The 13,748-nt window shown below is 58.7% G+C and carries 14 protein-coding genes and 1 pseudogene; 4 read left to right on the top strand and 11 right to left on the bottom strand.

Features of this window, described 5'->3' with window-relative positions; all coding sequences use genetic code 11:
* Positions 1–104: 104 nt before the first annotated feature.
* From GGD46_RS34150 to GGD46_RS32535, 3 genes and pseudogenes are all read right to left on the bottom strand, one after another.
* A pseudogene (locus GGD46_RS34150) lies at positions 105–303 on the bottom strand (IS6 family transposase); the annotation flags it as partial.
* A 307-nt stretch (positions 304–610) separates the two neighbouring features.
* Complete coding sequence (locus GGD46_RS32540) at positions 611–1,036, bottom strand: SRPBCC family protein (protein ID WP_184711348.1); 426 nt, start codon at positions 1,034–1,036, stop codon at positions 611–613.
* 25 nt (positions 1,037–1,061) lie between these two features.
* The gene (locus GGD46_RS32535; protein ID WP_184711346.1) at positions 1,062–2,081 is read right to left on the bottom strand and encodes an aldo/keto reductase; all 1,020 of its coding nucleotides are present in this window, start codon (positions 2,079–2,081) and stop codon (positions 1,062–1,064) included.
* Positions 2,082–2,186: 105 nt separating this feature from the next.
* Between GGD46_RS32535 and GGD46_RS32530 the strand changes: the two genes are divergently transcribed.
* Positions 2,187–3,116: a LysR family transcriptional regulator gene (locus tag GGD46_RS32530; RefSeq protein WP_184711344.1), complete on the top strand. Its 930-nt coding sequence runs from the start codon at positions 2,187–2,189 to the stop codon at positions 3,114–3,116.
* Between the two features lie 46 nt (positions 3,117–3,162).
* Here GGD46_RS32530 and GGD46_RS32525 read toward each other — a convergent pair whose 3' ends face one another.
* Positions 3,163–4,056, bottom strand: coding sequence for a LysR family transcriptional regulator (locus GGD46_RS32525; protein ID WP_184711342.1), 894 nt, complete (start codon positions 4,054–4,056; stop codon positions 3,163–3,165).
* An 82-nt stretch (positions 4,057–4,138) separates the two neighbouring features.
* On the opposite strand from GGD46_RS32525, the gene GGD46_RS32520 reads away from it, so the two are divergent.
* The 3 genes from GGD46_RS32520 to GGD46_RS32510 all read left to right on the top strand — a co-directional run bounded on the left by GGD46_RS32520 (position 4,139) and on the right by GGD46_RS32510 (position 6,801).
* On the top strand, positions 4,139–4,849 hold the full coding sequence (locus GGD46_RS32520; protein WP_184711340.1) for a CoA transferase subunit A: 711 nt from the start codon (positions 4,139–4,141) through the stop codon (positions 4,847–4,849).
* Positions 4,849–5,484: a CoA transferase subunit B gene (locus GGD46_RS32515; protein WP_184711338.1), complete on the top strand. Its 636-nt coding sequence runs from the start codon at positions 4,849–4,851 to the stop codon at positions 5,482–5,484. The genes GGD46_RS32520 and GGD46_RS32515 overlap by 1 nt, the downstream gene beginning before the upstream one ends.
* A 135-nt stretch (positions 5,485–5,619) precedes the next feature.
* Entirely contained in the window at positions 5,620–6,801 is a 1,182-nt protein-coding gene (locus GGD46_RS32510; RefSeq protein ID WP_184711335.1) for an acetyl-CoA C-acetyltransferase, read from the top strand.
* A 477-nt stretch (positions 6,802–7,278) separates the two neighbouring features.
* Here GGD46_RS32510 and GGD46_RS32505 read toward each other — a convergent pair whose 3' ends face one another.
* From GGD46_RS32505 to GGD46_RS32475, 7 genes are all read right to left on the bottom strand, one after another.
* Positions 7,279–8,055 carry an IclR family transcriptional regulator gene (locus tag GGD46_RS32505; protein WP_184711333.1) on the bottom strand — a complete coding sequence of 259 codons (777 nt, stop codon included), beginning with the start codon at positions 8,053–8,055 and terminating at the stop codon, positions 7,279–7,281.
* A gap of 36 nt (positions 8,056–8,091) precedes the next feature.
* Positions 8,092–9,030 carry a 3-keto-5-aminohexanoate cleavage protein gene (locus GGD46_RS32500; protein ID WP_184711331.1) on the bottom strand — a complete coding sequence of 313 codons (939 nt, stop codon included), beginning with the start codon at positions 9,028–9,030 and terminating at the stop codon, positions 8,092–8,094.
* 84 nt (positions 9,031–9,114) lie between these two features.
* Positions 9,115–10,329, bottom strand: a complete 1,215-nt coding sequence (locus GGD46_RS32495) for an MFS transporter (RefSeq protein WP_210325789.1) — start codon at positions 10,327–10,329, stop codon at positions 9,115–9,117.
* 87 nt (positions 10,330–10,416) lie between these two features.
* Positions 10,417–11,418 carry a branched-chain amino acid ABC transporter permease gene (locus tag GGD46_RS32490; RefSeq protein ID WP_184711329.1) on the bottom strand — a complete coding sequence of 334 codons (1,002 nt, stop codon included), beginning with the start codon at positions 11,416–11,418 and terminating at the stop codon, positions 10,417–10,419.
* A 5-nt stretch (positions 11,419–11,423) separates the two neighbouring features.
* Positions 11,424–12,287, bottom strand: coding sequence for a branched-chain amino acid ABC transporter permease (locus GGD46_RS32485; protein WP_184711327.1), 864 nt, complete (start codon positions 12,285–12,287; stop codon positions 11,424–11,426).
* 4 nt (positions 12,288–12,291) lie between these two features.
* Positions 12,292–12,996, bottom strand: a complete 705-nt coding sequence (locus GGD46_RS32480) for an ABC transporter ATP-binding protein (RefSeq protein ID WP_184711325.1) — start codon at positions 12,994–12,996, stop codon at positions 12,292–12,294.
* Complete coding sequence (locus GGD46_RS32475) at positions 12,989–13,723, bottom strand: ABC transporter ATP-binding protein (protein ID WP_184711323.1); 735 nt, start codon at positions 13,721–13,723, stop codon at positions 12,989–12,991. The genes GGD46_RS32480 and GGD46_RS32475 overlap by 8 nt, the downstream gene beginning before the upstream one ends.
* Between the last annotated feature and the right edge of the window lie 25 nt (positions 13,724–13,748).

The following is a 13,748-nucleotide window of genomic DNA, read 5'->3' as shown; positions in this document are numbered from 1 at the left end:
CCATCTCGACCGTGACAAAATCTTAAAAGCGGCCCGCACAGCGGGTGGCTCTTTAAAGTGCGTCCCAACCCTCGACAATGGTCATAAGAGTGTTTGCGCCCTTAAATGATGATGACGACCTCATCGAGGTACCATTTGTCACCGGGCCGGCCGGCTGAGCGCCTGTCGATATCGCTGGCGAAATGCCACCCGCAGTTTTACGGTTTGATGAGAAACGATGACACCACGAATTGTCAAAAGATCTGCGACCATTCGCAGGCTGAGGGGAAATTGGAAGTACAGCCAGACTGCGTGGGCAATCACCTCAGCGAGAAATCTGTGGCGGGGTTAAGTCGATCACGGACAGTTAACGTTACGGTGCCGGCCACCGGGCGCGAACCAAGCGCATAGGTGCCGGAGCTTGACCGGATCGGGAGAACGCCCCGATCGCTTTCCGATGATCCGAGGTCTTATCGTATTCGAATATATACCGATCTGGACTTTTTGCGCCGCTCCTTGCCTAGGGAAACCTGGAAGCGACGCTGGACGCGTCGAGGCGGGCAGACCAGCAGCCGCCTCGGCACGAGGCGGCCACCAAGCACAGCGACCATCGAGAGGGCCGTCAGTCCATTCATGCTGTTGCTTTGGCCAGCGTCGCCTGCAGCGCGCTTAAGCCATCGCGATAAATGCCCTCGAACAGGGCCGATGCGTCCTCATCGCTGACGCCTGCCGGTGTGAACTCGCCAGACCATTCGACGCGCGAGGACTGATCGCCATCGATGCCGACCACACGCAGCGTTGAGCGGTAGCCAGTGACTGGAAATGGTGCCTCGAGAATCGAATAGGTATAGCTGCGCGCGCTGTTGTCGAACGCTTCGAGGCGTTCGACGATTGCGTTGCCGTCGGGGTTGACGAGGCGGCGCACGCGGCCGCCCTCGCTCAACTCGCTCTTCGGAATGTACGGCAACCAATCGGGCAGCGAATCGAAGCCGCCGATCAATTGCCATACTCGGTCGGCTGCGACCGGGAGAGTGATCGTTGCTGAAGCTTGTGCCATGGTAGGCTCCTTCTTTAATCAGATGTTAGATGCGATCGACGGGCAGCGGCGCATTTGCTGCGACCAGGTGCTCAGCACGCAACTCGTTCCAGAAATCCGCAGGAATGACTTCTTTCAAAGCGGCGGCATCCTCGGCGATACGTTCCGGCCGGCTTGCGCCTGGAATCACGGCTGCTACAGCCGGGCTGGCCAGGGCAAACTGCAGTGCAGCCGCCTTGATGCCGACACCGTGTCGTTGCGCGACGGCCTTGATGCGCTCGACCTTGGCCACGACCTCAGGTGGCGCCTTCTGGTATTCGAAATGCGAGCCACCGGCCAGAATGCCGGAACTGTAGGGGCCACCGACTACGATTTCGGTCCTGCGTTCTGCAGCCTTCGGCATCAGGCGCTGCAGTGCCCGTTCGTGGTCGAGAAGTGAATAACGGCCCGCCAGCAGGAAGCCATCCGGCTCCGCTTCGGAGAGATCCAAGGTCAGTTCGATCGGCTCGACCCGGTTCACGCCGAGCCCCCAGGCCTTGATCACGCCCTCTTCGCGGAGGCGGGTCAAAACGCGGAATGCTCCCTGGCGCGCCACCTCGAAATAGGAGAGCCATTCATCGCCGTAGAAGTCCTGGGCAATGTCGTGGATCCACACGATATCAATGCGGTCGGTCTTCATTCGCTTGAGGCTGTCTTCGATCGAACGCAGCGTGGCATCGGCGGAGTAGTCGTTGACAAGCTTGTTCGGTCGGCCGGCTGCAAACAGGCCACTCTTTTCGCCAAGCGCTCGCGCGCTGGCATCCTCGACCTCGTCGAGGATCAAGCGGCCGACCTTGGTGCTGAGAACATACTCGTCGCGCTGATGCCGAGCGAGCGCTTCCCCAAGCCGGATCTCAGCCAAGCCTGCGCCGTAGAACGGCGCAGTATCGTAATATCGCACGCCTTGTGCCCAGGCGGCGTCGACGGTCGACTGCGCCTCGGCTTCCGGGATGTCGCGGAACATATTGCCGAGCGGTGCGGTGCCAAAGCCGAGAACGCTTCCGGCCAGTTTGTCTTTAATGCTCATGACTGCTTCCTTGTGCAGGGTTAACTAATATGACGCGACTTTAGGGTTGTCAGTTAAGCTTGTCTAAGACATAATTGGCTGAACTTGAGACACTGTAGGTCTGACATGCTGGATATTCGCCAACTTCATTATTTCGTGGTCGTCGCAGAAGAAGAGCACGTCGGGCGCGCCGCCGAACGGCTACATATTTCCCAATCGCCCCTGAGCCGGCAGATCGTTCAGCTTGAGGAGAAATTGGGGCTGACACTGTTCGAGCGCTCACAACAACGCATCCGCCTCACCCGGGACGGGCGCACATTCATGACAGAAGCGCGAGCGCTGCTGACACATGCCAACCGGCTAGAATCTCTGGCACGGCGGCTTGGACGCGGCGACGAAGGTGGGCTTTGCATCGGCTACCTGGAATATGCGATGCACTCGGGCGTGCTGCCGAATGCGTTGCGCGAGTTGCGCGGAGACAGGCCTGCAGTCCATATTGCGCTGTACAACCAGCAGTCCGAAGTTCAACTGGAAGGTCTGCGTCAGCGCAGCCTCGACATCGCGCTCGTTTGCGAGCCGCCGCCGCTCGACGATCCAGATCTCGAGGCTGCCCAGGTGCTCGATGACCCGATGTTGCTGGCGCTGCCCGCGGGGCACCCGCTTGCCGAGAAGCACCACATCACCCCGGCTGATCTCGCCGCGCAGAAGTGGATCGGCGTGATGCATCAGGAAAACGCGCTTCGACACGACACGTTCATCGCGGCTTGCGCAAAGGCTGGCTTCACTCCAAACATCTCGATGGAGGCCACGGAACCGCTTGCAGCCCTCGGCCTGGTCGCCGCAGGACTCGGCCTGACCACGGTTCAACGGAGTCTGCGCCACCAAGCGCCAGCAGGCGTGGTGCTGCGCGAGCTGTCGTGGTTTGCCTATCGGACGCCTTTGTGGGCAGCCTGGCACAAGATCAACCTACGGCCTCTGGTGGAGATTTTTCGCAAGACGTTGGTAGAGACGGGCTGCGTGGGCCGCGAGATCGCGCTAGAGGAGCTGGCTCAATGAGCGTATGGGAAAAACGCGCCATCCCCGAGGGCGGCGATGTCATGTCTCATGCCGACTCGAGATCGATCTTGCCCGCGAGCCGCAATATTTCATTGATAACCGGACTACCTTCTCCGCAGCGTGTTACAATATGGAAGACGATCGGCTCCACTTTTTGATCAATCAGGACAGGGACCAACGCTCCGGATGCAAGTTGTGGCCGAACCATTGACTTCGGCACGAGCGCAAAGCCATCACCCATTGTGACGATATCGATTATCATGCGCACATTGTTGCAAAGATTGATGGTGCGGTGCCGAATGGGGAACAAAGTGAGGGCATCTCTCATCAACTGATAGATCGGAGAGTGGCTTGGCAGAGACCAGAGGGAGTGGATCGAACACTGATCATCTGTTGCCATCCGCTTTGCAACAGAGGGGCTAGCGACCCACAGCAATTCAGCAGCTCCGATCGATGTTGCCTTCAACGCAGGATGCGCGACCAGTCCAGCGGCAAATGCGAGATCAATCTTTCCGGTGAGGAGAGCCTGAATCATCTGCGCGGTGAGTTCAATCTCGATATCGAATGTCAGATCGGGCCACCGCTCTTTCATATCGGCCATAAAGCGAGGCAGACAGCTGGCCGCGGCAATTTCACCGGCCCCAATTCGCACGTGGCCGCGAATCTGTTCAAATCCAGAACTTCGAAGGAGAATCGTCTGCAATTGCTCCCAAACAGGCAGATATTCTCTGACAAGCTCGCGCCCCACGGGCGTCAAATTAGCCGAGCGTCCATGTTTCTGAAACAGGATTGCCCCGAGCCGTTCCTCGAGCTCCGCTATTCGCGCGGATATAGCGGGCTGAGTCGTGTTCAGCTTTTTAGCCGCCGCCGCAAACGTGCCAAGCCGATCGATCCAGATCAAAGTTTCGAGATGGTAGAGTGAAATGCGATTGATAGACATCGTTTATGATTATTTGAAAAAAGAAATAATTGGAATTGATATTTGAGATGATGTCCATTGCTGCCACTTAAGGGAGGAAATTGTGACACAAAAACTGTATCCCAATGCGGCAGCCGCGCTGGACGGCTTGCTCTTCGATAACATGACGATTTGTGCGGGCGGTTTTGGTCTGTGTGGGATACCTGATCGACTCATCGATCAATTGCGCAATAGCGGTGTCTCCGGGCTCACGGTAGTGTCCAACAATGCCGGTATCGACAACGAAGGTCTTGGTAAGCTCCTCAGGAGCCGGCAGATCAGGAAGATGATCTCAAGCTATGTCGGGGAAAACAAGGAATTCGAACGGCAATACCTGGCAGGTGAACTAGAGGTCGAGTTCTGCCCGCAGGGAACTCTTGCAGAGCGCTGCAGGGCTGGCGGTGCTGGCATCCCCGGCTTCTATACCAAGACCGGCGTCGGCACCCTGGTCGCTGAGGGTAAGGAAGTGAGGACTTTCGACGGGCAGGAATATCTGCTTGAGCGCGGTATTTTCGCGGATCTCGCCATCATCAAGGGCTGGAAGGCCGACGAAAGCGGAAATCTGATTTTCCGCAAGACGGCGCGCAATTTCAATCAACCGATGGCAACCGCGGCAAAGATTTGCGTTGCGGAGGTCGAGGAAATCGTCCCGACCGGCAGCCTCGATCCCGATTGCATTCATCTTCCAAGCATCTATGTGAAGCGACTGATCGTAGGCAGCCCATACGACAAGAAAATCGAGTCCCGTACGGTACGCAAGAAGGAGGCCGCGTGATGGCTTGGACCCGCGATCAAATGGCAGCCCGCGCCGCTTTATCCTTACGTGACGGCTTCTATGTCAATCTCGGCATCGGGATCCCGACGCTCGTTGCCAACCACATCCCTCCTGGCATGGAAGTCACGCTTCAGTCGGAGAACGGTATGCTCGGAATCGGGCCATTTCCATTCGAAGGCGATGAGGATCCGGATCTGATCAATGCGGGCAAGCAGACGATCAGCGAATTGCCAAACAGCAGCTATTTCTCGAGCGCCGACAGTTTTGCCATGATCCGAGGCGGTCATATTGACCTGGCAGTTCTGGGCGCCATGGAGGTCAGTGAAGGCGGCGATATCGCCAATTGGATGATCCCGGGAAAGATGATCAAGGGGATGGGCGGCGCTATGGATCTAGTCGCCGGCGTCAAGAAGATTGTCGTTCTGATGGAACATGTGTCGAAAGACGGTTCGCCCAAATTCATACCATCCTGCACCCTTCCGCTGACCGGCCGCAATGTGGTCGACCTGATCATCACGGACCTATGTGTGTTCGAACGCCGCTCGCCGGGGGCACAATTCTCGCTGACTGAAGTTGCCGATGGAGTGTCCGCAGAAGAAATCGCGTCGAAGACAACAGCGCGTTACCTCGTTTAACGCTTCGCCTTCGGCCTACGGAACCGGTGGAACAGCGACTCACTGCGTAAGTGGGTCGAAGGCGAGCCTGGCAAGTGCCGACGTCGATTAACGCCTTGAATCTGATTGAACAATGAACAAGAAGGGTGATCAAGAATGACTTCCACTCCCATCGTTGTCGCCAGCGCGGCGCGTACCGCCGTCGGCTCCTTCAACGGCGCGTTTGCGGCGGTTCCGGCTCATGAGCTTGGCGCCACCGCGATCAAGGGCGCGCTGGAACGTGCGGGCGTCGACGCAAAGGAAGTCGACGAAGTGATCCTCGGCCAAGTGCTGCAGGCTGGTGAAGGCCAGAACCCGGCCCGCCAGGCCGCCATGAAGGCCGGCATTCCGCAGGAAGCGACCGCCTGGGGCGTCAACCAGCTTTGCGGTTCGGGCCTGCGCGCCGTCGCGCTCGGCATGCAGCAGATCCTGACCGGCGATGCCAAGATCATCGTCGCCGGTGGCCAGGAATCGATGTCGATGGCGCCGCATGCCGCTAATCTGCGTGCCGGCACGAAGATGGGCGACATGAAGATGATCGACACCATGATCAAGGACGGCCTGACGGACGCCTTCTACGGCTACCACATGGGCATCACGGCCGAGAATGTCGCGCGGCAGTGGCAGCTTTCCCGCGAGGAGCAGGATCAGTTCGCCGTGTCCTCGCAGAACAAGGCGGAAGCGGCGCAAAAGGCAGGGCGCTTCAAGGACGAGATCGTTCCCTTCACCATCCAGACGCGCAAGGGCGACGTAACCGTCGATGCCGACGAGTATATCCGCCATGGCGCGACGCTGGACGGCATGGTGAAGCTGCGCCCGGCCTTCGACAAAGAAGGCACCGTGACCGCCGGCAATGCCTCCGGCCTGAACGACGGCGCGGCTGCCACCGTGCTGATGACCGAGGCGGAAGCCTCGCGCCGCGGCATCCAGCCGCTCGCGCGCATCGTTTCCTGGGCAACGGCAGGCGTCGATCCGCAGATCATGGGCACCGGCCCCATTCCGGCATCCCGCAAGGCTCTGGAAAAGGCCGGCTGGTCTGTTGGCGATCTCGATCTCGTCGAGGCCAACGAAGCCTTCGCCGCCCAGGCTTGCGCCGTCAACAAGGATCTCGGCTGGGATACGTCCATCGTCAACGTCAATGGCGGCGCCATCGCCATCGGTCATCCGATCGGTGCGTCCGGCGCGCGCGTTCTCAACACACTGCTGTTCGAAATGAAGCGCCGCGGCGCCCGCAAGGGGCTTGCCACGCTGTGCATCGGCGGCGGCATGGGTGTCGCCATGTGCTTCGAGGCGCTTTGACGCAATTCATGGTGGGCTTGTTGCCCGATATGCCGGAAGCGGCTCACCGCCGCTCCTCGAAGCAATCAGCCAGCACGTTTCAAGGGGCATGTGGTCGGATTGGTAAAAACTCCTATCCGCCCGTGGGCCAGCTTGTTGATCGGCGACCGTAGATAGACCCACAAAACGAGCAGCTCTTCCGTCGGCTCCAAGCGGACGACAAGCTGTTGCCGTTGCTCGACGCCCTCCGACAGCTTAACGCCGCAGTCCATCTTGCGGCATTTTCCTTACTCCGCCCATGCTTGCCGATTGCGCTTCTGCACAACGAGCAGCCATACAGTGGAGATAGAGCCACGGACCAATCCATGACCCCAATCCTTCCATCGCCGAACTTGGAATAGAACCGCAGGCAAGATGCGCGAGAGCCGGTTGAACACGGCCTTGACGGTCAGGAACACCCCGCCCTTCCTGGCGCTGCCGCCACCGGTGTAACTTCCCTCAATTCGCCCGGAAAATCTCCAGCGCGACTATCAGTGCGAGCGTGCGGCTCAGTTCATTGATGAGTAGCTTCTCGTGCGAATGAAATCGTGCGCTCGGGGTCGGCACCGAGATCGCGTAGAGGTCTCCCTGAAGGTCGTAGAAGGCCGCGCCGACCGCCGAAATTCCGTCGGTGTGCTGGTCTCGGTCGAACGCAATTCCGGTGGATCGGATCATCTCGATCTCCGCCTTATAGGTCCGAAGGGCTGCCGCATTTTCCGCAATGGAAGGTTGCTCCTCCTGGAGGCGGGCGAGAATTTGCGTGTCGCTCAGCTTGGCAAGGCAAGCCTTGCCGTTGGCCGTGTCGCAGAGCGGAAAATTCTCCCCAACGAACGAAACGGTCCGCAGCCGATGCGTGCCGGGGATTTGGTCGACGAATACAAGCCGCTTCGTTCTGAACACGGCAAGATCGACTGTCTCCTTCGTCCTTCGTGCCAGCTCGACCAGATACGGCCGTAACATTTCGAGGACATCAATCCGCGCCGAATCCGCCAAGGCACCGATCTCCGGGCCGAGGCGAATGCCCCGATCCGGACTTGCCGCAATCACAAGCCGCTCGGTCTGCAGCGCCCCGACAATACGTTGAACAGTCGAGCGTGGCAGGTTGACGCGATCGGCAATCTGCCCAAGACTCAAGCCGTCACTTTCGTTCTTCAAGCTCCTGAGGATCGCTGCTGCTCGCGCGATCACCTGGATGCCCGAACGGCTATCATCATTGCTCTTAACTGCATCAGTCATAAATCGAACCTCGACCTCTTTTGGCCCGTACCTTAGTCAGAACCCAACCTGATCGCCACCCTTCAGACCCAGGATTTGACGGGCCTCAGCCGGGGTCGCGATCTCATGCCCAAGTTCTTGTAGGATCGCCTTTATCTTGCCAACCTGCTCCGCATTGGAATTTGCGAGCTTTCCGCGCCCGATATAGAGCGAGTCTTCAAGTCCGACGCGAACAGAACCGCCAAGCATGGCTGACTGGGTCGCAAATGGCATTTGGAATCGACCCGCAGCCAACACTGACCAACGGTACTGATCGCCGAAAAGACGGTCTGCGGTTCGTTTCATGAACATGAGATTGTCCAACTCGGGGCCGATCCCACCCAGAATGCCGAAGATCATCTGAACGAAGAACGGGCCTTTGACGAGCCCCCGATCAACGAAGTAAGCAAGATTGTAGAGATGGCCGACGTCGTAGCATTCGTGCTCGAACTTGGTGCCGTGCTCCTCCCCTAGGATTTTAAGGATACGCTCAATGTCCCTGAAGGTGTTTCTGAAGATGAAATCGTCGGTGCCGCGCAGGTAGGGTTCTTCCCAGTCGTATTTCCAGCTCGAGTACCGATCCGCCAGCGGATAAATGCCGAAGTTCATCGACCCCATGTTGAGCGAGCACATTTCCGGCTTGGCGATCAACGGGGCGGCCAGGCGATCTTCGACGGTCATGTTCAGTCCGCCGCCGGTGGTGATGTTGATCACGGCGTCGGTCGACTGCTTGATGCGCGGCAGGAACTGCATGAACACGGCCGGATCGGGTGTCGGCCGGCCATCTTCGGGATTGCGGGCGTGCAAATGGAGAATGGAGGCGCCGGCTTCCGCGGCCTCGATAGACTGGCGGGCGATATCTTCCGGCGTGAATGGGAGCGCGTCTGACATTGTGGGCGTGTGAATGCCCCCGGTCACTGCACAGGTGATAATAACTTTTTTGGACAAGTCGGCCATGTCGGTTCCTTTCGATGAGCGGATTGCCGCTCCTGCTATATTGCAGGCACGGGGCGAACGAGGCGCCCCGTGCCGTCGCTTGCGCTATGACTGCTGCACAGCCTCACTGGCGTTGTCGCTATCCGGCAGCAAGGTGCGAGCACCCCTGGTTTCCGGGAGAAAGAGCATGGTCACACCAGCCCCAAGGAAACCAATGGCGCAAAGTCCTATCCCCATTGCCAGCCCATAACGCGTTCCGACCTGGCCCAGCACGAATGGGGCGAATGCGGAGATGCCCCGGCCGACGTTGAAGCAAAAGCCCGCCCCTGTCCCGCGCACGCGGGCAGGATAGAGTTCCGGAAAGTAGGACCCAAACGGACCGGCATAGGCAAAGAAGATCGCCAATAGAGGCCCCATCCAGAACAGCAGGTTGTTGTCGTGGATCGACGCGTAGATCGGCAACATGATCGTCGCGCCTGCAAAGCAAATCAGAAGCGATGTGCGGCGACCGATCTTGTCGGCAAGAAAGCCAAAAATCTGGTAGCCGACGAACATGCCTACGTTGAGCATGATAATGAAAATCGTCATATGGCTGGCATCCAGGCCGCGCTCCTGCACCAGATAGGTCGGTAGCCACGTGTTCGTGCCCCAGTAGCCGACCAATGCGCAGCTCGCCGCGATAGTGCCAAGGATTGTCTTCCGCCGGAGCTCAGCTGAAAAGATTTCGGCAATCGAGGCGCGTTGCTTGATGGCAGCCCGTGCAGCCTTCTTCTTTTCTTCCGCCCAGACCTGCGATTCCGGAACGAAGAACAAGATATAGATGACGGTGATGATTGCTCCGCCGCCGCACAGGAACAGGATCCGCCACCCCCAGTTCGGCATGATGGAATGTGCAAGAACCGCTGCAATGCCAAAGCCGATCGGCCATGCGCTCAATACGAACGAAATGACTCTCCCGCGTAGATGCTTCGGCCAGGTCTCGTTGATAAAGGCTGCGGCGACGCCCCAAACCCCTCCAAGCCCAAGGCCAGCGATAAATCGGAGAATGATCAGGTCCGTCCAGCCGCGCGCCAGAGCCGCTGCTGCGGTAAACAGACCAAACACGAGAAGACTGATGATCAGCGCCTTCCGGCGACCGTAATTGTCCGAGTACCAGCCGATGACAACGCTGCTCAAACCCACGCCGATCATGCCGGCCGTTCCCAGAAGCCCAGCGTCTGCCAGGCTTAGATTCCACTCCTTGATGATGAGCGGCAAGGCGAGCGCCAATAGCATGAAGTCCATGGCATCGAATGCATAACTGGCAAACGAAGCAGCCATGACATGCCATCGGCTTGGCGCACCCACGGCGTCGATGTGTTCATTGGAAACTCTCAAAGCAAAGACCTCTCGTTCCCTGTCTAAAATCTATTGGAAAATGACGCGGCGACGGATGGGGACGAGCGAGACGCCGGTGCGCTCACTCAAGGTCCCCCAGATGCCGCGCGGCGCCTTGAGCATGATCACTATGGCAAGCGCGCCCAAGATCATCAGATAGGTGGTCCCCAAATCAGCGAGCGTCTCGCGCAGCAGAAAGAAGACGATGGTGCCAATGATCGGACCCTCTATCGTGCCAATGCCTCCGATGACGGCAATGAAGATCACATAGGCCGTCCAGTCGTTCACGCTGAAGGCTGCATCCGGGGAGATGCGGAGCTTCTGCAGAAAGGTGAACGATCCGACCATGGTGGTGAGGCCAGCGACGCTAACATAGACCGTCATCTTCGTGCGCCAGGAATTGATGCCCAGGCTCTCGGAGGCGATCTCGCTGTCCCGCAACCCTGTCAAAGCCAGTCCGGCCTTCGAGCGCAGCAGGACCACCACAAACAGCACCGACGCGACTGCGAGCGCGAGGCCAGTCCAGTAGATGAGGATTTCGCGCCACTCTCTGCTGCTCGCGATCCCCGTAATGACAGAGGTGGGCAGGCTCGATCCCGAGCCGCCACCGAGCGAAGAAATCTGGGCAAACGATAATCGCAGCACTTCTGCAAACACCCAGCTTCCGATTGCGAAATACGCGCCGTGAAGCCGAAACAGCAAGGTCCCGATTGGGACGGCAATGATCGCCCCGAGGATACCGGCCACGAGGATAGCGGCGAGCGGATCCAACCCCAAGAAAATCGCGAGCGCAAATAGCATATATCCGCCGAAGCCAACGAAGGCTTGCTGACCGACGGATACGAGACCGCAGTAGCCGGCCAGCAAATTCCAAAGGCTGGCCAGAGCCAGGAACGAGAACAACTCGCCAAGCAGTCTTATATTGGCTCGGCCGGTAAGCCATGGTGCTGCGATCAGCCCAATGAGAACTAGGCAGGCGACGATCGATGTCGCGCGACTGGCAGCGGTAAAGCGTTCGATGCGGAAGCTCATGTCTGTCAATCCATTTTCGGGAAAAGGCCGCGCGGGCTAAATGCCAGCACAATGAAAAAGACGATGTGCCCGGCGAGGATTTGCCATCCAGGCGAAATCTGAGCACCGATGGCCTGAGCGACACCCAGCACGATGCCGCCGGCGAGCGTTCCCCAGAGATTGCCGAGGCCCCCGATGATGACCGCCTCAAAACCAAAGATCAGTCTTGTCGGGCCTGAGGAAGGATCGAAGTTCGTGCGGATGGCGAGGAATATGCCTGCGATCGCGACAACGCCGAGCGAGAGTGCCATGGCCATTCCAAAGATGTGGCGACGGTCGATCATCATCAGCTGAGCCACCTCACCATCATCGGATGTGGCGCGAAATGCACGACCAAGCGACGTGTGAAAGAAAATCCGGTCGAGGCCGAAGATCACCAGGATCGAGACGACGAACATCAGCAACGGCAAGACACCAATTGTAAGCCCCGAAAAGACATCGAAGCTGGCGGTTTCCAGGGCACCTGCGGGCAAGCGGCGACTATCAGCCGTGAACCCGAGCAGGAGCCCGTTCTGCAACAGAACGGAAATCCCAAAGGTCACCAACAGCGGCGGGAGGAGATCCTTCCCGATTGTCGGATTGAGCAGGAACCGCTGAAGCGCATAACCAATGACCGCCATGATCGGAACGACCAACAAAGCCGAGGCGAGCGGATGCAAGCCGGTGGCTTGAACCACCACCAGAGCGACGTAAGCCGCCAATACGATAAGGTCGCCATGTGCGATATTGACCAACCGCATGACGCCGAAGATCAAAGAGAGGCCAGCCGCGAAGAGCGCGTATAGTCCGCCGAGAAGAATTCCTTGAATTATGGCGTTGATCCAATCCATGGCGTCAAGTCCCGAAGTAAGCGGCCGTGACTTCGGCTCGGCTGAATTGTGATGGCTGCCCTGCCAGGGAGATCTTGCCTTCTTGCATGCAGACGAAGCGATGAGCCACAGAGAGCGCGCGTGATACGTCTTGTTCGACGAGGATTGCCGACACACCGCTGTCGACGATCTTTGGAAGAACGGCGTAGATGTCCTTGATGACCACAGGCGCGAGACCGAGTGAAATCTCATCGAAGAGGATCACGTCCGGGTTCGCCATCAGGGCACGACCGATCGCGACCATCTGCTGTTGCCCGCCCGATAACGCCGTTCCGGGGTTCTTCCGACGTTCGGCCAGGATGGAGAAAAGAGAATAGATGCGTTCAAGCGACCATGCCCCGGATTTGGCGTGTTCGCCGCCGATGATCAAATTCTCTTCAACGGTCAGCGATCGAAACAGACGCCGCCCCTCCGGAACAAGCGCAATACCCTCACGCGCGATCCTGTCGGGACGTTGCCCGCCGATTTCCTTGCCGTGGAAACGGACCATGTCGCTCCGGCAGGAAACCAGACCGGTGACGGCCTTCAGCAGCGTGCTCTTGCCTGCGCCGTTTGCGCCGATCAGAGCAAGGACTTCGCCACGGTTCAGCGTCAGATCGATACCGAAGAGTGCCTGGAAGTCTCCGTAGCCAGCCTTCAGGTCATGCGTGGAAAGAAGGACTTCAGGCATGCGCCACCTCGCCCTCTATGCCCATATAGATCGCAGCAACCTCGGGGCTGGCCATGGTTCTGGCAGGGTCGCCATCGGCAATCTTCCGTCCGAAGTCAACGACGGCGATGCGGTCGACGACCGCAAGGAGCGCATGGACGACGTGCTCGATCCAGATGATCGAAACACCCTGATTGCGAACATTCTTGATCGCAGCGACAAGCTCGACGCATTCCGGTTCGGTGAGACCACCGGCGATTTCGTCGAGGAGGAGCAGCTTTGGAGAGCTTGCCAGTGCGCGTGCCATTTCAAGCCGCTTGCGCTCCAGCAAGGTCAATTGCCCCGCAAGCGTATTGGCCTTCTTTGCAAGGCCCGTGAGCTCCAAGATCTCGACAGCCTTCGCAGCACCAGCCTTTTCGCCGGCACGGCCGCCGAACGTTGCACCAACCAGCACATTTTCGTAGGTCGTCATGCCGACAAAGGGATGCGGTATCTGGAACGAACGGCCAATGCCGCGATGACAGCGGCTTCGGGCCGGCACGCGCGTTACGTCCGAACCGTCGAAGTGAATCGTACCGGCATCCGGTAGTGTTGTGCCGGCAATCAGGTTGAACAGCGTCGTCTTGCCCGCGCCGTTCGGGCCAATGATCCCGACGGCTTCGCCCGCAGCAACCGACAACGAGACATTGTCGGTCACCTGGAGGGCGCCATACCGCTTGCTGACCTTATCCAATTCAATAATGGACATTGCGTTCTCTCGGTTTGGGAGGCTG

The sequence above is a fragment of the Martinezella lusitana genome, from assembly GCF_014207095.1.
Taxonomy (GTDB): Bacteria; Pseudomonadota; Alphaproteobacteria; order Rhizobiales; family Rhizobiaceae; genus Rhizobium; species Rhizobium lusitanum_B.
The sequence above is the reverse complement of the archived record's forward strand: the minus strand, read 5'-3'. Positions and strand labels throughout refer to the sequence as shown.

Bases quoted from the DNA above. Each gene is read 5' to 3' on its own strand.
- GGD46_RS32540 (WP_184711348.1), bottom strand. From the start codon at position 1,036: ATGGCACAAGCTTCAGCAACGATCACTCTCCCGGTCGCAGCCGACCGA.
- GGD46_RS32485 (WP_184711327.1), bottom strand. From the start codon at position 12,287: ATGGATTGGATCAACGCCATAATTCAAGGAATTCTTCTCGGCGGACTA.
- GGD46_RS32530 (WP_184711344.1), top strand. From the start codon at position 2,187: ATGCTGGATATTCGCCAACTTCATTATTTCGTGGTCGTCGCAGAAGAA.
- GGD46_RS32480 (WP_184711325.1), bottom strand. From the start codon at position 12,996: ATGCCTGAAGTCCTTCTTTCCACGCATGACCTGAAGGCTGGCTACGGA.
- GGD46_RS32490 (WP_184711329.1), bottom strand. From the start codon at position 11,418: ATGAGCTTCCGCATCGAACGCTTTACCGCTGCCAGTCGCGCGACATCG.
- GGD46_RS32500 (WP_184711331.1), bottom strand. From the start codon at position 9,030: ATGGCCGACTTGTCCAAAAAAGTTATTATCACCTGTGCAGTGACCGGG.
- GGD46_RS32525 (WP_184711342.1), bottom strand. From the start codon at position 4,056: ATGTCTATCAATCGCATTTCACTCTACCATCTCGAAACTTTGATCTGG.
- GGD46_RS32510 (WP_184711335.1), top strand. From the start codon at position 5,620: ATGACTTCCACTCCCATCGTTGTCGCCAGCGCGGCGCGTACCGCCGTC.
- GGD46_RS32515 (WP_184711338.1), top strand. From the start codon at position 4,849: ATGGCTTGGACCCGCGATCAAATGGCAGCCCGCGCCGCTTTATCCTTA.
- GGD46_RS32475 (WP_184711323.1), bottom strand. From the start codon at position 13,723: ATGTCCATTATTGAATTGGATAAGGTCAGCAAGCGGTATGGCGCCCTC.
- GGD46_RS32495 (WP_210325789.1), bottom strand. From the start codon at position 10,329: ATGGCTGCTTCGTTTGCCAGTTATGCATTCGATGCCATGGACTTCATG.
- GGD46_RS32535 (WP_184711346.1), bottom strand. From the start codon at position 2,081: ATGAGCATTAAAGACAAACTGGCCGGAAGCGTTCTCGGCTTTGGCACC.
- GGD46_RS32505 (WP_184711333.1), bottom strand. From the start codon at position 8,055: ATGACTGATGCAGTTAAGAGCAATGATGATAGCCGTTCGGGCATCCAG.